The sequence below is a fragment of the Pseudomonas donghuensis genome (assembly GCF_000259195.1).
Lineage (GTDB): Bacteria > Pseudomonadota > Gammaproteobacteria > Pseudomonadales > Pseudomonadaceae > Aquipseudomonas > Aquipseudomonas donghuensis.
In genome coordinates, this window is the sequence record NZ_JH650765.1 from 130,412 (window position 1) to 153,809 (window position 23,398).

Sequence of the window (23,398 nt, forward strand, 5' to 3'; positions counted from 1 at the left end):
AGCAGAGGTAAACTCCATCCAGCCACCTACATTACCGTTATTGCGGAAGTTCCTGATGAAGCACGACAACGCCCTGCTGGACAAACTCACCCGCAGCTCGTTGCGCCTGAACAAAGGGATGATGGTGCTGCTCGGGCTGGCGTTGTTGTTGGTGGGCACCAGCTATTGGTCGTTTCAGCGCCTGGTCGAAGAGGAGCACGACACCGTGCGCTTTCATTTTGCCCGGCTGATGGAAAACATCCGCGAGCAGGAAGTGTTCTTGCGCAACCTGGCGCAACGCAGCCACCAGGGCGAGTTGCTCAAGGGCGAGAATGCCGAAGTTCGCTTGTTGAAAGCCTTGCCGGAAGAAGGCCCGAATATTTATCAGGGCCAGGCGTTTTCTTACTCCATGCCCTTCAGCGCAAAAATCGACCCGCAAAAAATCGCCGCCAGCGAACATGCCAAGATCTTTTCCCTCGGCGTGCACCTGGCGACGTTCTACAGTGCCTTCTGGTCGACTTCACATTACCAGTCGCCGCATGTATTTCTGTTCAACCAGCACGGCAACTTCGACATTACCGTGCCGGCCGCCGGCCATTCACGGACCAAGACCGTACCGCTCAATGAAACCTTCATCGACATGGTCAAGACCGTGGTCGACCGCCTGCCGCGCGATCATCAGTTGCTCAACGAGGGGGAGGTCTGCTGGCAGCATTATGGCCCGAGCGCCGAGAGCCCTGGCCCGGCGCGCCTGCTGGCGTATATCGGCATCGAGCTGGCCGCAGACGAGATACACATCAAAGGCGCCGACACCCAGGTGATGATCGCCAGCGTGCTAGACCTGTCCCAGGCCAATGATTATGAACGCACCATGGAATGGTCGATCTATGACCACTTCACCCTGGTGGCGCCTTCCGGCCAGGTGCTGATTGGATCGCTGTGGCCGCAATCGCCGCTGCATGAAGGGATCAACTTCAAGCCCGAAGGCCTGGTGTTCAAGCTGGTCAACCACGCGGGCCCGGGCTGGACCGCCATTTATGCCCTCAACTACAGCAGCTTTTTCCGCTATGCCCTGTGGCCACTGGCAAGCCTTGGTGCCTTGTTGTTCGGGGTCATCGCCATGGGCTGGGGTGCCAACCGCTGGTACCGCCGGCAAGTGATCCTGCCGGCCCGCCAGGCCCATGCCAGTATCGCCGAAAGCGAAGCCTTCAGCCGCGTGGTCATCGATACCGCGCCCACCGGATTATGCGTGGTGCGCCGCACCGATAACCAGGTACTGGTGGAAAACCAGCGTGCCCAGCAATCGCCGGGCAGCGCCAAGCTGATCAATGCCCTGGAACACCGCCACGACCAGGGTGAAACGGGCGAAACCCACCTGGAAATCGACGGCCGTCACCTGCAGGTGGGCTTTGTCTCGACCCGCTACCAGGGCCAGGACGTACGCCTGTACGCCTTCAACGACATCACTCGGCACATCGAGGATGCCACCGCACTGGAAGAAGCCCGACGCGCCGCCGATGCCGCCAACGAAGCCAAGACCCTGTTCCTGGCGACCATGAGCCATGAAATCCGCACCCCGCTGTACGGCGTACTCGGGACCCTCGAACTGCTCGGCCTGACCCGCCTGGAGCCACGCCAGCAGGAATACCTGCAGACCATCCAGCGCTCCTCGGCGACCCTGTTCCAACTGATCAGCGACGTACTTGACGTGTCGAAGATCGAGTCCGGGCAGATGGCCATCGAGGCCATCGAGTTCTGCCCCCTGGACCTGATCGAAGATACCCTGCACACCTATGCCGCCTTCGCCCAGCGCAAGGGCCTGCAGCTCTATGCCTGCACCGACGCCACCCTGCCCGAGCGCCTGCTGGGCGACCCGATGCGCATCCGCCAGATCCTCAACAACCTGGTGAGCAATGCCATCAAGTTCACCGACACCGGGCGCGTGGTGTTGCGCACCCGGGTGCTGGCCCACGAAGACGCCAGTGTCAGCCTGGAGTGGCAGGTCACCGATACCGGCATCGGCATCTCCACGGCGCAGCAGGCCAAGCTGTTCGAGCTGTTCTATCAGGTCCAGGATGCCTGCAGCGAAGGCGGTGCCGGGCTGGGCCTGCCGATCTGCTGGTGGCTCAGCGAAATGATGGGCGGGCAGTTGAAAGTGGTCAGCGAACCCGGGTTGGGCAGCAGTTTTGCCCTGCGCATGAGCTTGCCGGTGCTGCCAGCCGAAGCGACCGCCAGTACGCCAGGCGTCACCTACACAGTGCCGGTATATGTGCGCGCGCCGGTACAGGAACTGGCGCAATCATTGCTCGACTGGCTTGTCCGCCTGGGCGTCCCTGCCACGCTGGCGCCGCAGCCGCTGGAAGCCAAACATGCGCCGGCAATTCTGGTCGATGCACTGCCGGCCGCCGCCGAGCAGGCCTGGCCCGGGCCACGGGTGCTGTGCACTGCGGGCGGGCGCAACCCGCCTGAATACAGCGCGCAGGGCTGGGACGTCGACCTGCACAGCGTGCGCGCAATCGCCGCGGCGGTCGCCCTGGCCCGGCAAGGCAAGCCGCTGGCTGAGCAGCAAACCCCGGAACAACCGGCCGACAACCTGCAACTGCGCATCCTGGTGGCCGAAGACAACCCGATCAACCAGGCCATCATCAAGGAGCAACTCGAGGCCCTGGGCTGCACCGCGGTGGTGGCCAGCAATGGTGAACAGGCGCTGCACCTGTGGCAACCCGAGGTCTTTGACCTGGTGCTGACTGACGTCAACATGCCCGTCATGAACGGCTATGAACTGGCCCGCACCCTGCGCGAGCATGACCCGCAATTGCCGATTGTCGGTGTTACCGCCAATGCCATGCGCGAAGAAGGCATGCGCTGCATTGCCGTGGGCATGAACGCCTGGATCGTCAAACCGCTGAGCCTGCAAACCCTGCGCGGCCATCTGCTCAAGCTCTGTCGCCCGGCCTTGCACAGCGCCGCCGCGAGGGTCGAGCCGGATACCCTCACCGCCCCCGCAGCCGTCCAGGCCAGTGATAACCTGCAGCTTTCCGAGAAGATGCGCCCGCTGTTTATCAGCACCATGCGCGATGACTTGCAACTGATCCGCTGCGCGCTGGAACAAAGTGACGGTAGAATCGTTGCCCAAAGGCTGCACAGCATCGCCGGTGCCCTGGGCGCGGTACAGGCCATCAACCTGGCCGAACACTGCACGGCGCTGGAGTGTCAGCTGGCGGGCGGGGTGCTCGATGCATCCCTGAACCTGAAAGTGCAGCAGATACTGAGCCGACTTGCCGCTGTTGTGGATGCGCTCGAGTAACAACAATCAGGCTTACCTGCGGCCGTATGGACACCCTCTAACCCTCTATACCGGTACTACGGACGGCCTTTATGGACAAACTCAAAGTCATCATCGCGGACGATCACCCTATCGTGCTGCTTGGCGTGCGCGAACTGGTAGAACGTGACGAGCGTTTTTGCGTGGTCGGCGAGGCCGTGTGCTCGAAAGGGCTGATCGAACTGCTTGAGCAACAACCGGTGGACCTGGTGATCACTGACTACAACATGCCGGCCGATTCACCTTACGGCGACGGCCTGAAGTTGGTCGATTACCTGAAACGGCACTTTCCGCAGTTGCAGGTGCTGATTCTGACGATGATCTCCAACCACCTGATTCTCACCCGCCTGCATGAGCTGGGCGTGGTCGGGGTAATCCAGAAGAGCCAGCTGCACACGGAAATCCAGCTGGCACTCAAGGCCGTTGCCCAACAGAGCCAGTATCGCAGCCTGGAGCCGGCGAAAACCTCGGTCATCGAAACCACGGCGGCGATCGAGGATCGGTTCGCCACCCTGTCACCCAAGGAGTTCGAAATACTGCGCCTGTTTGTCGCCGGTAAAAGTGTTAGCGATATTGCCCGCAGCCAGAACCGAAGTGCCAAAACCATCAGCGCGCAAAAGATTTCGGCCATGCGCAAACTGGAGGTTAATAGTGATCAGGATTTACTGACTTATTGTTTGGAGCGCAGCATCTTCAACTAACCGGTATGGCAACAACGTCATCCGTCGACAATGGCTTTGTTGCGCAAGTAGCCGCCACTTCTTCAGCACAGACCTTATAAGAATCGTCTGATGTTCGGCAAACACCCCGCGACCTATTGTGTATTGGCATTTTCATGCAGCACTTTCCAACCAATACAAATGGACATCACCATGAAGAAGTTCTCACTGGCCCTTATCACCCTGTCCGTCATTGCCGCCTCCGGCAGTGCCCTGGCTGCCGATCCGACCCCTGTTCAAGGTGGCAGCGGCAAGATCACCTTCACCGGCGTGATCAACAACGACGCCTGCTCGGTTGACGGCGCCAACGCCGACCGAGTGATTTCCGTCGATATGGGCACTGTGTCGATCAAGGACATGGGCACCGCCGAAAGCCCATCCTCGGGCCGTGTGACCGGTAAAGATTTCAACCTCAACGTCAACTGCAACCTGGGCACCAAAGTCTCGATGATCTTTGACGCTGCCAGCGGCGGTTCGGGCCTGGTCACCGGCAAGAAAGTCCTGGCCCTGACCAAAGGCACCGGCACTGCAGCCAACGTCGGTATCGCCCTGCTCGACAGCAACGGCGCGCTGATCGACCTGAGCTCGAAAACCACCGCCAAGATCCAGAGCGACATGCACGGTACCAGTGCTGCCGGTGGCGACGCGATCCTCAACTTCTCCGCCGCCTACGTCACCACTGGCGCAGCCGGCACCGCCACTGCCGGTCGCGGTGACGCCACCCTGCCGTTCATCCTGCAATACGAATAACGCGTAGCGCCTGAACTGCTATGTGCGAGGCCGCCCGGCCTCGCCATTGACGCTGAATCAAAAGCCCTGAATCAAACGGTACACACCATGTTGCGTCGTTCTATTCCCGCATGCCTGGGGTTGCTCGGCATGCTCATGGCCGGCCAGGCCATGGCCAGTATTTCATTGAGTGCCACGCGTATTGTCTTTGATGGCAACCACAAGGAAGCCAACGTCACCGTGCGCAATGGCAACCAGGATGTGCTGATTCAATCCTGGGTCGACGACAACGATACCCAGCGCAGCGTGCCCTTTGCCGTCACCCCGCCACTGGCACGGGTGTTCGCCCGTGAACAGCAATTGCTGCGGGTGTTGTACGAAGGCACGGGCATGCCCGCCGACAAAGAGTCGGTGGTCTGGCTCAACGTACAGGAAATCCCTCAGGCTGCGGCGGCGGCCAACACCTTGCAGTTGGCTGTGCGCCAGCGCATCAAGATTTTCTTCCGCCCCGCCGGCTTGCCAGGCAATGCCCTGCTGGCGCCGACCGAACTGCAATGGCAACTGCTTCGCCAAAGCGGCAAGACCCTGTTGCAGGTCAATAATCCGAGCCTGTATCACGTGTCGATGGCGGATATAAAACTTGAGGCGGGCAAACACAGCGAGCTGGCCGTGGATTCGACCATGGTGGCGCCCGGTGAAGTAAAAACGTTCCCGGTTAAATCGCTAAGCGCCGACAACAACGTGCGCCTGATGTTCTCCAGCATCAATGACTACGGTGCGCAAAGTCAGTACACCGCGACACTGTCCAGCGGCCACGCCAGTACTGCTGCCGAAGCGCCGACGAAACAATAACGATTGAGGCCAAGGCTTTAATCCTGCGCGTGATTGCGCCCCTCGCCGCGCCCAGTCGTCATTGACGATGATACAGGTTCCTTTGCATGTCTTTTTCTTCCGGTAACAGGCCAACTCATTGCGCCGGCCAACGCCTGCGCGCCCACACTGCAACTGCCAGCCTGTTGAAGTTGAGCGCCCTGTCGCTGGCGGTAGTTGCCGCGCTGCCCGCCCTGGCCGAACAGCACGCCAGCGATGCGCAACAACTGGAAGCCTTCAACACCACCTTTTTGCAAGGCGCGCCGTCGTCGGTTGACCTGCAACTGTTGCTGTCGGCCAACAGCGTACTGCCGGGCAATTACCGGGTCGACCTGTACAGCAACGAAGTGCTGGTGGGCCGGCGTGACGTCGACTTCAACCGCAACCCAGCCACCGGCCGCGTCGAGCCCTGCCTGACCCTGGAACTGCTGCAACAGCTGGGCATCGACATGAACAAGCTGCAGGCCCAAGGCAAGTTCGACCCAAACGCCCCGCAAAGCTGCTACGACCTGCCCGCCATGATCGAACAGGCCAGCCTGCGCTATGACGCCGCCCGCCTGCAGTTGGCGGCCAGCGTACCGCAAGTGGCGATGCAGCGTGGTATTCGCGGTTACGTCGACCCCGCGTTGTGGGACGACGGCGTGCCTGCGGCGTTTATCAACTACCAGTTCAACAGCAGCCGCAGCGCCGGCGAGACCGACACCCGCATCGCCAACAACCTGGGCCTGCGTAACGGCATCAACCTCGGTGCCTGGCGTTTTCGCAACGAGTCGAACTTCACCAGCAGCACCGGCCGCCCGAGCACCTTCAAGAGCAACCGCAGCTACCTGCAACATGACGTAACGGCGATCAAGGGCCAGTTCAGCGCCGGTGATATCTTCAGCGACACCGACCTGTTCGACAGCGTGCGCTACCGTGGCGTGAAGCTTGCGTCCGACGAAGGCATGCGCGCCGACAGCGAACGCGGCTACGCGCCGATCATCCGTGGCGTGGCGCAGACCAACGCCACCGTCGAGATCCGCCAGAACAATTACATCCTGTATACCGCCAGCGTGCCACCGGGGCCGTTCGAGATCAGCGATATCTACCCGTCCGGCTCCAACGGCGACCTGCAGATCACCATCATCGAAGCCGACGGTCGCCGCCGGGTGACCACCCAGGCGTTCTCCAGCCTGCCGATCATGGTCCGTGAAGGCCAGGTGAAATACAGCGTCTCGGCCGGCCAATACAACAGCAACACCGACGGCATGGCCACGCCGAACATTCTCAGCAGCACCCTGGCCTACGGCATCAGCAGCAACCTCACCGGCATCATCGGTGTACAGGCCAGCGACAACTACAAGGCGCTGTCGCTGGGCGCCGGCAAGAACACTGCGCTGGGCGCCGTGTCATTCGACGTCACCCACTCGAGCAGCCGCGCACAGGGGCAAACCACCCAGGGTAATAGTGTGCGCGCCCTGTACGCCAAGACCTTCACCGGCACCGACACCAACTTCACGCTGGCCGCGTACCGCTACTCCACCGAAGGTTTCCGCACCCTGACCGACCACGTCCAGGACTTGAGCAGCGACCTCGAACGGCGCCCGGGTAACTCCAAGACCCGCACCGACCTGACCATCAACCAGAGCATGGGCCGCAACCGCGAACTGGGCAGCCTGTACGTCAACGCCAGCGACCAGCGCTACTGGAACCGCGGCGGCTCGCAGAGCTTTTCGGCCGGCTACAGCAACAATTGGGGCGAAGCCAGCTACAACATCGGCGTCACCCGCAGCAAAGACCTGGGCGATGGTTTTGGCGGCTCAAGCAGCGATACCCAGCTCAACCTGTCAGTGTCCTTCCCACTGGGCAGCCGCGCCCGCGCGCCGCGTGCATTCATCACCACCAGCACGCAAAAAGGCGGCGACAGCACCCAGGTCGGCGTCAACGGCTACCTGTCCGAGACCAGCGACACGTTCTATTCGGTACAGGGCGGCAACAGCAGCTCCGGCGGCAACTCCGCGTCGGCCAACCTCAACACCCGCACCTCGGTGGCCGACATTACCCTGGGCTACAGCCAGGGCCGCGGCTACGACTCGCAGAACCTCAACGTTGCCGGATCCGTGGTCGCCCACGAAGGCGGCATCAACCTGGGCCAGACCGTCGGCGAAACCTTCGCCCTGGCCCAGGTGCCGGGGGTCAAAGGCGCCAAGATCAGCAGCTACAGCGGCGTCGAAACCGGGCGCAACGGCTACGCGGTGATCCCCAGCGCGCAACCTTACCGGGTCAACTGGATCAGCCTGGACACCCGCGAGCTGGGCGGTGACATCGAAATCGACAACGCCACCCAGCAACTGGTGCCACGCCGTGGCGCCGTGGTGGTGGCCCGCTACACCGGCAAGAGCGGGCGGCGGGTACAGTTCGAGCTGTTCGACGAACAGGGCGGGATGATCCCGTTCGGCGCTTCACTGGAAGATGCCAGCGGCAAACAACTGGCGATTTCCGACCCCAACGGCAAGGCGCTGGTACTACTGGAAGAAGACCAGGGCAGCCTGACAATCAAGTGGGGGGAGCGCCAGTGCAGCGCACCATACAACTTGCCTGAGCGCGACAAGGCGTTGAACTATGAGCGACAGCGCCTGGTGTGCCAGCCCTGAGCACGGCACACCCGCCTGGATCGATTACATGCGTTGAAGCACGTAACTGTTCTCGAAGCCATGCACACAGCCCAGTACATGGAAGCCGTTGAAGTAGCCCGTGGCCCTGAGCAGGTCAACAGCCGGTCCGACCTCGGGCGAATGCTGGAAATCACCATAGTCATCGAACACGATAAAGCCGCCAGGCACCACGCTCGGTGAGTACAGCAGGAAGTCCAGCAACACGTTGCGGCCGGCATGACCACCGTCGATATGCAACAGCGCGACCTTGGGTGCGAGGCTGTAGAAGCGCTCGGCACACAGCTCCGAGAAACCGCGGATCACTTCGGCATTAGGCAACATCAGTTGCTTGTAGTGGCTGAACTCTTCGAACTGGTTTGGCAGCGCGAACGGGTCGATACCAATGATGCGGCGCTCGCGGTTGCACACCTCATTCATCAGCACCAGCGACTTGCCCTTCCACACGCCGATTTCCACCACATCACCCGGCACCTCGGCAATCAGCAGAGACAGATAGCCCAGCAGGCGCACATGATCATGAAAGGACAATTCGCGGCGCGGCATTGCCTGCTCGGCCGGCAGGGTCGCCTGCGCTTGTTCGAAGTGCTGGCCGATCAAGGCCCAGACCTGCCCGATACTGTCATTCAATTCCGGATTGCTGATGAAGTCGTTGAGCTCTTGGATGGTAATCATGTTTTCTCTGATTGCTTCGAACGAATAAAGGCACGTGTGCTGTAAAGCACGCTGAATTCAGGCCTGGGCCAATGGTGGTTGATAGTATTCTGGCGTCAGAAAAAGTAAAGCGCGGCGTAGTGGCACAATTGCCCTACCTCAAACAGCAGAAACGAAAAGCCCCTGAATCTTGCGATTCAAGGGCTTTTTCATGCATGGCAACGTTTTGCTACGCCAGCCTGTCGGCAAAACGCTAGGGCCCAAGAGTCCTGGCTGTCAGGTCCATGGCCGCTGCTGTACCGGGCTCACCTTCAAACGCTTGTTGCGGTACCGCCGCCGGACGTACGCGCAACAGACGACAGGTCATCCACCAGCAAAGCGCAACGAAGACGTTATACGGGAAGAACACCAACCAGAGAGGCATCAGCCACCATTTCTTGCCCTGCTCTTCCCCCGGCTCTCCCGTGCGCCAAGGCACGTAATGACACAATGCCTGACGGGGTGTCAGGCAGATTGCGTTATGCGGTACAGACCACCAGTGGGGTTCTTCAGGAACGGGCAGTGTATCCGGGCCATGGGCCATGAACTGACGAATGTATTCCCACACCTGAGCAACGAAGATCGGCCGTGGATCGCTGGGTTCATTGCTGTCTATGCAGATGCTATAGGTGGGTGCCCAGGATTTGGCATTCTGCCGGGCTTGCGGGCTGTCTTGATGGCTATCGAATGCATTCAGGATTAAAGAAGTAGTACTACTGAACGACCGACCGGAAAACTCGGTTCGCCCGATTATGCCGGCGTTGACATTCCCCCAGTCACCGACAAGCAGTGTCTTGCCCTTGAGGTAGTAGATTTTCTGGGTGTGGCGATTGAAATAGAAGTTCGATTGACTGCTGATCAAGTGGATTCGGTAGAAAAGGAACAACGAAACGCCCAGCGGCATGAGCAGGGGAATGAAAAGCACCCAGACTTCAGCGGATGGCGTGTCATTGATCACGGCACAGAACATCCATACCCACAGCAGTAGCGTAATGACTATCGTGGCAGAGAACATCTTTGCCATGAACGCTGAATCCGCCGGCATGGGATTGCGCAGGCACAAAACGTTTCCGTCCATGGAAATGTACTGATCACCAATAGACGGTACCGCCTCGGCCTTGTCTTTTGCTGTCCACGTCCAACTGATGGTCATGTGTACCTCCCTGGTCGACCCGCTCACATCTTAACGTGGCGACGCTGGTTGTATCACTGCCTTGGTCGGGGCTGGTTGAGCGTGCAGATCGTCAATTTACGTACAATCGAAAAACAAACCACCTTGGCACATTTTTGGCGCAGTACGTTTGACGATGGCTACGGTCAGAAACCGCGCTGGCGCGGGTCAATGGGCATGATCCGTCTGCCTATTTGAAGGATGTTCTGACGATCAAACAAGTTGGGATCAGCAAACGTACCTTGCTAGCGCTATTCGTCCATGCTGATGCCCGATCCGCCCAACTCCTTGGGGACATCCTTCAGCTTGGGCAATCCATCCTTGATGCGCAGCACGCTCTCCTGATAGTGGATGTGAACGCCTGGCGAGTACGCGAAACCCGGGATGAGCGCCACAGGTCTTGCACCACTTGCGAAAACTCTGCGGTGTCTTGTTGTAGGTGCCGATGTTGTCAGCACCCCGGGTCACTTGCACCGCCTCGGGCCTCCACAGCGTGAAGGCGTTGACCGGCCCTGCCGACCAATGCCGACACGACTCGCAATGGCAATAGCCCATCGCGGCCGGCTCGCCGCTGACTATGAACTCGACCGCGCCGCAAAAACAACTGCACTTGTAAGACCGTTCAATGCTCATGAAATGACTCCTTGATCAATTGTCAGGCGATACCGCCGCCGCAGCCTCAGCGACCGATTGCACGGCCCGGGCGATCGTCGCGCTGCGATCGAGCAGCACTGGCGGGCGCTGAATGATGGCTATCATCGTCATGGCGTTCTCCTGTGGCGGTTGGCTTTCGGAGGTTTCAGCGTGCGCCAGAGGAAGTCGCGAGAGTTTCCGTCCCGGCCGGTGGTCATCCACTTCAGGTTCCGCGACGCGCGGCCCGGCAAGCAAGAGTGCGCCGGCTTGGCACGAGTGCGTTCGCCGCAGCGCTGCACTCTCGCCCTAGCGGCTGCCACAACGCCTGACCGCACACTCAAGGGCATAATTGCCAAATAGCAGCATGTTGCCGCCATCCGACATCTCGAGTACTCTGCCAGCCTTTTTTCGCAGACCTGCGAATTCCTGCCCTGCTTCAAAGTGATGGATCACACCAAGGATGGCATTTTTCTCACGCGGCCTGGCGATAGGCTTGGCGCTTCTCCCCCTGTGCGCCGTTTGCGCACCCTTCCAGTCCCCCGGTGACCGCGACCTGATCCGCGACCGTCAGGACCGCCTGCTGCAAGAACAGCAGAAACGCCTGGAAGAACTGCAGCAACTGCCCGGCAAGGAAGCGCCCACCCCCAAGACCGAACCCGCCGACGAAGGCCGTTGCTTCGAGATCCGCACCATCACCCTGCAAGGTGCCGAGCACCTGGGCGAGCGCGAGCAGCGTGACCTGTTGGCCCGCTTCGAAGGCAAGTGCCTGTTCGTCGGCCAGCTCAACGAACTGCTCAAGCTGATCACCGATCACTACCTCAACCGCGGCTACCTCACCACCCGCGCCTACCTGCCGCAGCAGGACCTGTCCTCCGGGACCTTGCAGATCATCGTCGTCGAAGGCCGCCTGGAAGGCCTGGACAGCTCCGAGCTGGCCAGCCCGCGCGAGCTGGCCATGGCCTTCCCCGGCAAGACCGGCGAGATGCTCAACCTGCGCGAGCTGGAACAACTGGTCGACCAGCTCAACCGCCTGCCCTCGCGCCAGACCGAACTGGAACTGGTGCCCGGCCAGGAAGTGGGCGGCAGTCGCGTGCAGCTCAAGGGCCAGCGCGACAAGCCCTGGCGGGTCTCGGCCAACCGCCACAACAACGGCGACGTCACCACCGGCGAGCAACAGATGGGCCTGGGCCTGGACTGGGACAGCCCGCTGGGCCTGGCCGACCAGCTCAGCCTGCGCACCAGCAGCGATGCGGTCAGCGACCACTGGCGCCACTCCGACAGCAGGGGCCTGAACTACAACCTGCCCTGGGGCTGGTGGACCTTCAACTACAGCTACAACCATAGCTACTACCGCACCCGCGACCAGTCCAGCGGCTTCCCCTTCAAGCTCGATGGCGACAGCAGCATCCACCAGTTGCAGGCCGAACGCGTGCTGCACCGCGACAACCTGAGCAAGACCGCAATGAACATCGGGGTCAGCCACCTGCGTACCCGCAACTACCTCGACGACAACCTGATCGATGTCTCCAGCACCCGGCTGACCGAGCGCCAGCTGGGCTTCAACCATGGTCGCCGCATCGGCAACGCCTTCGTCAACCTCGATGCCGGCTGGCAGCAGGGCATCGGTGCCCTCGACGCCCAGAACGCCGGCGACCCGCACGGCAACGAGCCGGTCGCCCGCTACAACAAATACAGCCTGACCCTGAGCTACCTGCAGCCCTTCCAGCTCTGGGGCGAAAACTTCTCCTTCGACAGCCTGGCCACCGGCCAACGCAGCGAAGACTCACTCTACAGCCCCCAGCGTTTCAGCGTTGGCGGCCTCAATTCGGTACGTGGTTTCAAAGAGCAGACCCTCACCGGCAACAGCGGCGGCTACTGGCGCAGCCAGCTGCGCTGGCGCCGCCCGGTAACCTGGACGCCGCTGCAACCCTGGTTGCAGGAATACGGCGCGGCCTTCGCCTACGACGCTGGCGTGATCCGGGCCGAGCCCGGCAACGGCGATGAACACGGTCGCCTGAGCGGTAATGCGCTGGAGCTCAACGTGCGCGGCCGGTACTTCGCCGCCAGCGCCACCTTTGCCCGCTCGCTGGAACGCCCGGACGTCATCACGCGCCGCGAGCACCCGATCTACTTCCGCGTAGACGCGTTTTTCTGACCGGCAAGCCGCCTCGACGCAATCAAGACAACACCCGCGATAGAGCCCCTTCAATTCCGCTCGTCGTTGGCAGGAGCCAACACCTCAGGGGGCATGTGCAGTAACCGGAGATTTTCGACATGGACGTTCGCAGCCCCCTGAACCAATGCATCGCGCTGATCATCGCGGGCGTGATGTTCCTCAACCCCATCGTCGCCACCGCCGCGCAGGTCACGGTGGATGCGGCGGCCCAGGCCAACACCGGCCTGGGCGCGGCCGGCAACGGCGTGCCGATCATCAACATCGCCACACCCAACGGCAGCGGGCTGTCGAACAACACCTTCCACGACTACAACGTCGGCAGCAACGGGCTGATCCTCAACAACGCCACCGACAAGACCCAGAGCACCCAACTGGGCGGTATCATCGTCGGCAACCCCAACCTCCAGGGGCGCGCCGCGCAGGTGATCCTCAACCAGGTCACCGGTGGCAACCGCAGTACCCTGGAAGGCTATACCGAGGTGGCTGGCCAGGCCGCCCGGGTGATCGTCGCCAACCCGCACGGCATCACCTGCAAGGGCTGCGGCTTCATCAACACCCCACGGGCGACCCTGACCACCGGCAAGCCGATCATGGACGGTGAGCGCCTGGACCGTTTCCAGGTGGACGGCGGCGACATCGCCATCGAAGGCGCCGAGCTCAACACCACCAACATCGATCAGTTCGACCTGATCACCCGCAGCGCCAAGCTCAACGCCAACCTCTACGCGAACAAACTGAACATCGTCACCGGGCGCAACGACGTCGATGCCGACAGCCTGCAAGCCAGCGCACGTGCCGACGACGGCAGCGACAAACCAATGCTGGCGATCGACAGTACGGCGCTGGGCGGCATGTACGCCGGCGCGATCCGCCTGGTGGGCACCGAAAAAGGTGTCGGGGTGAAACTGGCCGGGAACATGGCGGCCACCACCAGCGACATCCAGATCGATGCCAACGGCAAGCTGACCCTGGCCCAGGCCGTCAGCGCCCGCGACCTGAAGATCACCGCACAGAGCGCCGAACTGACCGGCAAGACCTACGCCAGCGCCAGCGCCGACATCCGCACCACCGAGCAACTGGCCAACCGCCAGAGCCTGGCGGCCCGTGAAAGCATCACTGTCAACGCTGGCCAAATCGACAACAGCGGCATCATCGAAGCCGGCGTGGAGCCGAACAACCAGCGCAACCCACACGGCGACGTAACCCTCACCAGCCAGACGCTGCGCAACAGCGCCAGCGTGGTCGCCAACCGGACCCTGAAGGTCGACAGCACCGGCGTGCTGGACAACCAGGGCGGCAGCCTCAAGGGCGTGACCACGACGGTCGATGCCGGCCAGCTGGACAACCGCAACGGCCAAGTCCTGGCCGACACCTCGCTGCAGGTCAAGGTGGCCGACCTCGACAACCGCCAGGGCGGCTTGCTGCACAGCAAGACCAAGGCCGTCGTCGAATCGACCGGTGCACTGAACAACCTGGGCGGGAAGATCACCGGCCTGAGCGAGCTGGAGGTCAAGGCCAAGGCCCTGGACAACAGCCAGAAAGGCCTGCTCGCCAGCGGGCAGAAGGTCAAGGTCACCGCGCAGCACCTGGACAACCAGGCCGGTGAAGTCTCCGCCACCAGCACAGAAATCATCGCCGACAGCCTCGACAACCGCGGCGGCAAGCTGCTTGGCAGCGACCTGCTGGTAACGGCCAGCGGCGCCATCGACAACCGCCTGGGCCTGATCTCGGCTCGGCACCTGCTCGACCTCAACGCCCTGAGCCTGGACAACCGCAACAAGGGCAACCTGGTCAGCCAGGACCGCCTGCAGGCGCACGTCACCGAACTGCTCGACAACCGCGCCGAAGGCAACCTGGTCAGCACCGGCAGCCAGCAGGTGACCGTCGGCAAGCTGGACAACCGTGACAAGGGCATGCTCTCCAGCACCACCGGCCTGACCCTGCACGGCGAGACCCTGGACAACCGGGGCGGCACACTGGTCGCCGACCAGTCGCTGACCGTCACCGGCGGCACGCTCGACAACCGCGACCAGGGCTCGGCCACGACCAAGGGCAGCGCCCGGGTCGAGGTGACGAAGCTCGACAACAGCAACGCCGGCCAGCTGCAGAGCGACGGCCGCCTGGACCTGATCGTCAAGAAAGTGGAAAACGCCGGCAAAGGCCGGATTGTCGCCAACGGCAGCCTCGATGCCGACGTCGGCACGCTGAACCAGCAAGGCGGTACCCTGCTCGGCCTCGGCAGCCTGCTGCTCAAGGCCGACCACATCGACAACCAGCAGGGCGGCCTGATCGGCGGCAACTTCGGCGTCGACATTACCGCGCCGCAGATCCTCAACCAGAAAGGCGAGATTTCCAGCAAGGGCAAGGTAACGCTGACCGCCACCGGGCAACTGGACAACCAGGGCGGCAAAGTCATCGGCGACAGCGGCCTGACCCTCACCGTGCAACGCCTGCTGAACCAGAGCAAGGGCCTGCTCGCCGGACGTGACGGCCTGACCCTGAGCGGCACCGAACTGCTCAACAGCGGCGGACGCCTGAGCAGCCAGAAACAGCTGGAGGTGACCCTGACCGGCAAGCTGGACAACAGCGCCAAGGGCGAAGTGGTCAGCGAAGGCAAGTTGACGGTGAACGCCGCCGAGCTGGACAACCAGCAGGGCGGCCTACTCTCCGGTATCGACACCCTGAAGGTGACCAGCAAGGCGACCCTGAACAACCAGGGTGGCAAGCTGGTGACCGATGCCGGCCTGGTCCTGCGCAGCGGCCACCTGGACAACAGCGAGGCCGGCGCGATCAGCGCCAAGGGCATCGCCGATATCCGCAGCACCACGCTGAACAACAGCGCCAAGGGCAACATCGGCGGCGCGAGTATCCTGCTCAATGCCACCCAGCTCGACAACAGTGCCCAAGGCCGGATCACCGCCAAGGGCCAGATCGACGCCACGCTGACCGGCCTGGACCAGCACGACAAGGGCCGCCTGTTCAGCGAAACCGGTATCACCCTCGACCTGCAGAACGGCAAGCTGGTCAACCGCGACAATGGCCTGGTCTCGACGCCCGGCACCCTGCTGCTGCGCCAGATCGGAGAGGTCGACAACAGCGTCGGCGGCGAGATCTCCAGCGACCTCGGCTTCAGCCTCAAGGCCAGCGGCCTGAACAACCAGGGCGGGCGCCTGGTCAGTGCCGACACCCTGACCCTGCGTATCGCCAAGGCCCTGGACAACAGCTTCAAGGGCGTACTCTCCGGGACCAAGGGCCTGGACATCGAGGCCGCCAGCCTGGACAACAGCCAGGGCGGCACTCTGGCCAGCCGCGGCGACATCAAGGCGGTGCTCGACGGCCTGCTGGACAACCGCGCAGAAGGCACCCTGTCTGCCATCGGCACACTGACCGTGGAAAGCGGCGAGCTGAACAACAGCGGCAAGGGCCTGCTGTCCGGTAACAAGGGCCTGGGCCTGGAGCTGGGCACCGGCAAGGTCGACAACAGCCAGGGCGGTCAACTGATCACCCAGGGCGAAATGAGCGTCACCAGCGGCGACCTCGACAACCGCGGCGGTACCCTGAGCAGCAAACAGGCCATGGTGCTGACCACCGGCGACCTGAACAACAGCGCCATCGACGACCAGCACCCGGGCGGACGGATCCACAGCGACGGCGCCCTGACCCTGTCCGGCCGGCAGGTCGACTCCAACCTGGGCGGGGAGATTTCCGCCAAGGGCGACCTGCTGCTGCGGGTCACCCGCCTGATCCAGCGCCAGGGCCGCCTGATCGGCGAGCAGGCGCTGGAAATCGACCTGCACGAGGGCGACCTCCTCAACCAGGGTGGCCTGATCAGCGCCAAGGGCCCACTGACCCTCAAGCGGCTCGGCCTGCTCGACAACAGCGCGAAAGGCGAAGTCTTCAGCGGGCAATCCTTCAGCCTGCTCGCCAAGCGCATCGACAACCAGCAGGAAGGCCGCATCATCAGCAACGCCAACCTGACGCTGGATGCCGCCACGCTGAACAACAGCGGCAAGGGCCTGATGTCCGGCCTGCAGGGCCTGAAGGTCAAGGGCGGGGATCTCGACAACAGTGCGCAAGGTTCGCTTTCCAGCAAGACCGGCGCACTCACCGTCACGCTGACTGGCACCCTCGACAACCGCGACAAGGGCGCATTGGCCAGCGAGGGCAAGCAACAACTCAGCGCCAAGCAGCTGGACAACCGCAAGGGCATCATCTCCAGCAACGATGCGATCACCCTGAGCGTTGCCGAGCGCCTCGACAACCGCGAGGGTGGCCTGATCTCGGCCGCCAGGACGCTGGCCTTCGACCGCACCAGCACCACGCTAGACAACCGTGGCGGGCAGATCAACGGCAATACCCTGGAAATCGACGGCGACAGCCTGGACAACAGCAATGGGCAGATCACCAGCAAGGCGCGGCTCCGGGCGACCCTCATCGGCAAGCTGGTCAACGGCAAAGGCGCGCGCCTGGTCAGTGGCGGCGACCTGCTGCTGGAGAGTGCCAGCGTCACCAACAACGGCGGCAAGCTGGTCAGCCAGGGGCTGCTGAAACTCACCGCGCAGAGCCTGGACAACAGCGCCGACGGCACCCTCGCCAGCCAGCAGAACCTGGTGCTGCGCCTGAAAGGCAACCTGCACAACGAGCAGAACGGCCTGCTGTTCAGCGAGCACGGCGCCATCGATGTGGAAGCCGGCGAACTCACCAACCAGAGCGGCGCGCTGAAAAGCCAGGGCGACATCAAGCTGCGCCTGGGCGGCGACCTGAAGAACCAGGCCGGTCGCCTCGACAGCCAGCAAGGTAACCTCGACCTGCACGCGAGCAGCATCGACAACAGCGCCGGCGGCACCCTGAACAGCAGCAAGGGCTGGCTCGACAGCCTGCTCAGCGGCCTGTTCGACAACACCGACGGCATCACCCAGGCGCAATCCCTGAAGATCGAAGCCACCCAGGGTGTGAACAACCAGAAGGGCTTCCTTTCCGCCCTTGGCGGCGACAACCAGATCATCACCGGCGACTTCGACAACCGTGGCGGTGGCCTCTATGCCGCCGGGCTGCTCACAGTCCAGGGACAGCAGTTCTTCAACGAAGGCGCTGTCGCGGGCCAGGGCGGCAAGGTCGGCGCCGGGCGGATCGACTTCAGCCTCGAAGGGGCCCTGACCAACCCGTTCGGCCAACTGGAAAGCGAAGGCGACCTGCAACTGCGCAGCAGCGCGATCGACAACACCCATGGCAGCCTGCGCGCCCTCGGCCGCACCGGCACCACCCGGCTCATCAGCGCCGGTAGCCTGAACAACAATTTCGGCGTGCTGGAAACCGCCAACCAGGAGCTGGACCTGCAGATCGGCGGCCTGAGCAACGCCGGCGGGCAATTGCTGCACACCGGCAGCGGCACCTTCGGCCTGGCCTCGGACAAGGTCATGCAAGCCGGCGGCACGCTCTACACCAATGGCCTGCTGAGCATCAGCGCCGCCAGCTGGACCAACAGCAGCGTGCTGCAGGCCAACCGCCTGGAACTCGACATCGACCAGTTCGTGCAAACCGCCGACGGCCAGCTGCTGGCGGCCCAGAGCTTCAAGGGCCTTGGCGGCAACTGGCGCAACGACGGCCTGCTGGCCAGCGACGGCAGCTTCCAGCTCAACCTGCGCGGCACCTACAATGGCAACGGCCGGGCCAGCAGCCTGGGCGAGCTGGGCCTGAGTGCAGCCAACATCGCCCTGAGCGGCACAGCCAGCATCGCCGGTGGCGGCAATACCGTCGTCAGCGCCAGCAACGTCCTGACCAACCAGGGCCGCCTGACCGCCCTGGGCAACCTCACCGCCAGCGCCGCCACCCTGAACAACTACGGCACCCTCGGCAGCGCGACGGCCCTGCGGGTGAACGCCGGTAACCTGCTCAACGAACGCGGGTTGATCTTCAGCGGCAACGACATGACGCTGCGGGTGGGCAACGTCACCAACAACTACGCCGACGTGTACAGCCTGGGCAGCCTGAACCTGGCCGCTGACGACAACGGCAACCGCGCCAACCAGCTCGAAAACATCTCCGGCAGCATCGAAAGCGCCAGCAACATGAGCCTGCTGGCCAACACCCTGATCAACCGCAAGGAAAAGCTGACGGCCAAGACCCAGCTGACCTCCGGCAACGTCAACGTCTATTCGGACGACCACTGCAAAGGCAAGGGTTGCGAGCTCTACTTCTATGCCGTCGAGACCTATCAGGACGTCATTGACGAGGACAGCCTGGCCGCTTCCATCACCACCGGCGGGAACCTGACCTTCAGCGGCAACGAGTTCAGCAACCGCTACAGCACCGTCTCCGCAGCCCGCGACATCACGATCAATACGGCCGTATTCAACAACGTCGGTGTCGCCGGCGGCGAGCAGCGTAACCTTTCGGCCAGTTTCTACACACGCGACCGTGGGCAATACAACGCCTTCATCCAGAAGAAGAACGAGTTCAACCAGGCCCATGCCCCCGGTAGCGCCAGCTACAACCCGGGCGCCCTGACGCTTGACCAGGTCATGGCCGCGGCCGGCTACCCGGCTTACAGCATCTACAACGTAATCGACAACCGCACCCCGATTGCCGGTGCCGTGGTCTCGCCTGCGGTCGTCCAGGCCGCAGGCGCCGTCACCATCAACGCCAGCCAGCGCCTGGACAACAGCATCGTCCGGGCCAATGCCGCCGGTGTCGGCAGGATCGGCGCGCGCGGCGACGCCAGTGCCGATCCGAAGCACGCCTACACCAGCGTCCGGGCGATCACCTCGCAACTGCCGCCGGACCTGGCCCAGCGCCAGGTCAATCCGGTGACCCTGCCGAGCTTCAGCCTGCCGCAGGGCGACAACGGCCTGTTCCGTATCAGCGGCCAGAGCGGCCAGGTCGTCAGCGTCGCCGGCGCACTGGGTGCCGACGCCGACCGTACCCTGAGCAGCAACGGCACCTTTGTCTCGCCGCTGGCCCAGACCGCCAGCGCCGACAACGGCCAGGGCCAGACCCTGAACACCAGCGGCCTGCCCTCCTCCGCGAGCGCACAAGGCCAGCAGGGCAGTTCGCTGAGCAGCCTGCCGAGCGGCGTGACGCTGGTCCAGGGCGTGCCCGACAAGGGCATGCCGAACAACTCGCACAAGTACCTGGTCGAAACCAACCCGGCGCTGACCGACCTCAAGCAATTCCTCAGCTCCGACTACCTGCTGGGCGAGTTGAACATCAAGCCGGACCACACCCTCAAGCGCCTGGGTGACGGCCTCTACGAGCAGCGCCTGATCCGCGAAGCGGTGGTCGCCCGGACCGGGCAACGCTACATCGACGGCATGGCCAGCGACGAGACGCTGTTCCGCTACCTGATGGACAACGCCATCGCCAGCAAGAGTGCACTGAACCTCAGCCTGGGCGTCTCGCTCAGCGCCGAGCAGGTGGCGGCCCTGACCCACGACATCGTCTGGATGGAAGAGGTCGAGGTCAACGGCGAGAAACTCCTCGCGCCGGTGCTGTACCTGGCCCAGGCCAAGGGGCGTGTCGCGCCGAACGGTGCCCTGATCCAGGGCCGCGACATCAACCTGATCAGCGGCGGCGCACTGACCAACGTCGGCACCTTGCGCGCTACCAACAACCTCTCCGCCGCGGCCAAGAACATCAGCAACAGCGGCCTGATGGAGGCCGGCGGGCGCCTGGACCTGTTGGCAACCGACGCGATCCGCAATGCCCAGGGCGGCATCATCAGCGGGCGCGAGGTCAGCCTGACCACGCTGACCGGCGACGTGATCAACGAACGCAGCGTTACCCGCATCGAAGGCCGCGCGGGTGGCGAGCATGTGATCAAGGACATCGTCGACAACGCCGCGCGGATCGAAGCGGCCAACGACCTGACCATCAACGCGGGCCGGGACATCGGCAGCGTCGGCGGCGTGCTGGAGGCCGGGCGCAACATCGACCTGGACGCCGGGCGCGACCTCTACCTGATCAGCCAGGAAGGCACCGACAGCCACGAGTACCAGCGTCGGCGGGTCAGCGGCTACGACACCACCATCACCCAGTACGGCAGTGAAGTGAAAGCCGGCGGCAACCTGACCGCCAGCGCCGGCCAGGACCTGAGCGTGCTGGCCAGCGAAGTCGAAGCCCGTCGCGATATCGCCCTGGAGGCCGGACGCGATGTCACCCTGGGCGCGCTGGCCAACGAAGAGCATTCGTACTCCAAAGGCAAGAAAGGCGACACCAAGACCACTCGCCAAGAGGACGACGTGAAGCAGCAGGCCGCCGAGGTGCATGCCGGTGGCGACCTGGCCATCGACGCCGGTCGCGACCTGCGCCTGATCGCCAGCAAGGCCAGCGCCGGTGACGAAGCCTACCTGGTGGCCGGCGACAAGCTGGAGCTGCTGGCGGCCAACGACAGCGAGTACTCGCTGTACGACATGAACAAGAAAGGCGGCTGGGGCAGCAAGCAGACCCAGCGTGATGAAGTGACCGACGTGAAAGCCGTCGGCAGCGAGATCACCAGCGGCGGCAACCTGACGCTGGCAAGCGGTGGCGACCAGCTGTACCAGGGCGCCACGCTGGAGTCGGGCAAGGACCTGACCATCGACAGCGGAGGTTCGGTGACCTTCGAAGCCGTCAAGGACATGCATCAGGAGAGCCACGAGAAGTCCAAGAGCGACCTGGCCTGGACCAGTGCCAAGGGTGAAGGCAAGACCGACGAAACCTTGCGCCAGAGCCAGCTCGTCGCACAAGGCGAGCTGACGATCAAGGCGGTCGATGGCTTGAAAATCGACATCAAGCATATCGACCAGGCAACGGTCAGCCAGTCCATCGATGCGATGGTCAAGGCCGATCCGCAGCTGGCCTGGCTCAAGGACGTCGAAGCCAAGGGCGGTATCGACTGGCGTCAGGTGGAGGAAATCCACACCAGCTTCAAGTACGCCAACTCCGGGCTCGGCGCTGGGGCACAGCTGGCGATTGCGATCCTGATGGCGGCGGTGATGGGGCCTGCGGGCTTGGGGTTGGGCACGGTTCAGGCGGCGGGTGCCGCGAGCCTCGCCACTACCGCTACGGTCAGTACCATTAACAACAAGGGGGACCTGGGGGCCGCGCTTAAGGACACGTTAAGTAAAGAGAGCCTGAAGAGTGCGGGTGTGGCAATGCTGACGGCAGGAGCACTTCAGTATGCCGACACCACTTGGTTCAAGGGTGCCGAAGGTAGCCAGACGGGCGCGATCAAAGTCACCGACGGTTCGGCTGTACCTGCCACCAGTACGCCGAAGAACGTCATGACCTGGGCAAATGCCTCGGATACGCTCACTCGCGCAGGAACCCATGCGGTTATTTCCAGCGGCATTTCGACGGCGGTCAATGGCGGTAGTTTTGGTGACAACCTCGGCTCGGCGTTGGTTGGCGAGGCGAGCACCATTGCGATGGCCACCGGCTTCAACTTTGTCGGCGACCGCACCATCAAGTTCGATAATGGCAGCGTGCCGAAGATCTTTGCTCACGCGCTCATGGGCGGATTGCTCGCGGAGGCAACCGGCAGCGACTTCAAGACCGGAGCCATGGCTGCTGGTTTGAACGAGGCGATGAGCAATGAGCTGGCGGCGATTGCTCGGGGTAATGACAACGTTCACGTGGTGCTTTCGCAGTTGACCGGATTGGTGGCGGCAGCTGCGGTGGGTGGTGACCTGGCGAAAGGAGCGGAGGTTGCGCAGAGCGGGACACTGTACAACCAGCAGTTACACCGGGATGCTGAGTCGCGCCTGAAAAAGGGCATTGCCACACTGCATGCGCAGGGCCAGTTCCTTGACCTCCAGCCGGAAGAGGTCATGACGGATCTGCAGAGAATTGTTGATGGGGAGCGCGATCCGCGTAAGCTGAACCCTGCAACCGTGGCATTTCTCAATCAGTTCCCCCCAGGGGTTCTACGTGAGGCGTTGTTTGAGCCGACGGTTACCGAAGATCGTATAGGGATAGCCATTGACCTGTTTTTCCCATCGGCATCGCCGGTCGGCAAGGGGAAGGTGGTTGTCAAGATTGCGAATACCTTCGGCAAGGATGCGTTGGTAGCGGTTGAGAAGAAGTTTGGAGAGGCATTAGCTGGGCAGGGTGCAAAAGCAGCAGGTCAGGTTGTGCCTGACGTAATTAGCCCTACTTATCGAGAGCTTCAGGGGTTAAACAAAGGACTCCAAGCCCATCACATCTTGCCTCAATATTTGGGAAAAATGCTGGGATATACGAAAAATGACATGCTAGATCACCCTGCGACGCTAATTACCCAATACTCCCATACGGGAAAGGTGAATCCTGATGCTATGCATAAAGCTATAAGTAAGTATTTACCTCCTATGGTAGGTGGTAAGCCGGCTACGTATACTTATGGACAAATAAGCTCGGGATTACAGAAAGCGTATGGTGATATAGGGCGACCCGAATTGTTTGACTCAATCAAGCACCTGATTAAATAGGCATGCA

9 protein-coding genes and 1 pseudogene are annotated in these 23,398 nt (G+C 62.6%); 7 read left to right on the top strand and 3 right to left on the bottom strand.

Annotated elements, in window-relative coordinates; genetic code table 11:
- Positions 1–55 precede the first annotated feature (55 nt).
- From UW3_RS0114110 to UW3_RS0114130, 5 genes are all read left to right on the top strand, one after another.
- The gene (locus UW3_RS0114110; protein ID WP_010223149.1) at positions 56–3,286 is read left to right on the top strand and encodes a hybrid sensor histidine kinase/response regulator; all 3,231 of its coding nucleotides are present in this window, start codon (positions 56–58) and stop codon (positions 3,284–3,286) included.
- Positions 3,287–3,357: 71 nt separating this feature from the next.
- Entirely contained in the window at positions 3,358–4,005 is a 648-nt protein-coding gene (locus UW3_RS0114115) for a response regulator (protein ID WP_010223150.1), read from the top strand.
- Between the two features lie 171 nt (positions 4,006–4,176).
- Entirely contained in the window at positions 4,177–4,773 is a 597-nt protein-coding gene (locus UW3_RS0114120) for a fimbrial protein (protein ID WP_026001321.1), read from the top strand.
- Between the two features lie 87 nt (positions 4,774–4,860).
- The gene (locus tag UW3_RS0114125; protein ID WP_026001322.1) at positions 4,861–5,604 is read left to right on the top strand and encodes a fimbrial biogenesis chaperone; all 744 of its coding nucleotides are present in this window, start codon (positions 4,861–4,863) and stop codon (positions 5,602–5,604) included.
- An 86-nt stretch (positions 5,605–5,690) separates the two neighbouring features.
- Positions 5,691–8,255 (top strand): fimbria/pilus outer membrane usher protein, encoded by a 2,565-nt coding sequence (locus UW3_RS0114130; protein WP_081492794.1) that lies wholly within the window; start codon positions 5,691–5,693, stop codon positions 8,253–8,255.
- Positions 8,256–8,279: 24 nt separating this feature from the next.
- Here the strand turns inward: UW3_RS0114130 and UW3_RS0114135 are convergent, their stop codons facing one another.
- The 3 genes and pseudogenes from UW3_RS0114135 to UW3_RS26995 all read right to left on the bottom strand — a co-directional run bounded on the left by UW3_RS0114135 (position 8,280) and on the right by UW3_RS26995 (position 10,770).
- Positions 8,280–8,948, bottom strand: a complete 669-nt coding sequence (locus UW3_RS0114135; RefSeq protein ID WP_010223154.1) for a class I SAM-dependent methyltransferase — start codon at positions 8,946–8,948, stop codon at positions 8,280–8,282.
- 232 nt (positions 8,949–9,180) lie between these two features.
- Positions 9,181–10,119: a hypothetical protein gene (locus tag UW3_RS0114140; protein ID WP_010223155.1), complete on the bottom strand. Its 939-nt coding sequence runs from the start codon at positions 10,117–10,119 to the stop codon at positions 9,181–9,183.
- Positions 10,120–10,388: 269 nt separating this feature from the next.
- Positions 10,389–10,770 (bottom strand): annotated as a pseudogene (locus UW3_RS26995) (GFA family protein).
- Between the two features lie 460 nt (positions 10,771–11,230).
- Between UW3_RS26995 and UW3_RS0114155 the strand changes: the two are divergent.
- Complete coding sequence (locus UW3_RS0114155) at positions 11,231–12,925, top strand: ShlB/FhaC/HecB family hemolysin secretion/activation protein (RefSeq protein WP_010223158.1); 1,695 nt, start codon at positions 11,231–11,233, stop codon at positions 12,923–12,925.
- A gap of 119 nt (positions 12,926–13,044) precedes the next feature.
- Complete coding sequence (locus tag UW3_RS0114160; RefSeq protein ID WP_010223159.1) at positions 13,045–23,391, top strand: two-partner secretion domain-containing protein; 10,347 nt, start codon at positions 13,045–13,047, stop codon at positions 23,389–23,391.
- Positions 23,392–23,398 lie beyond the last annotated feature (7 nt).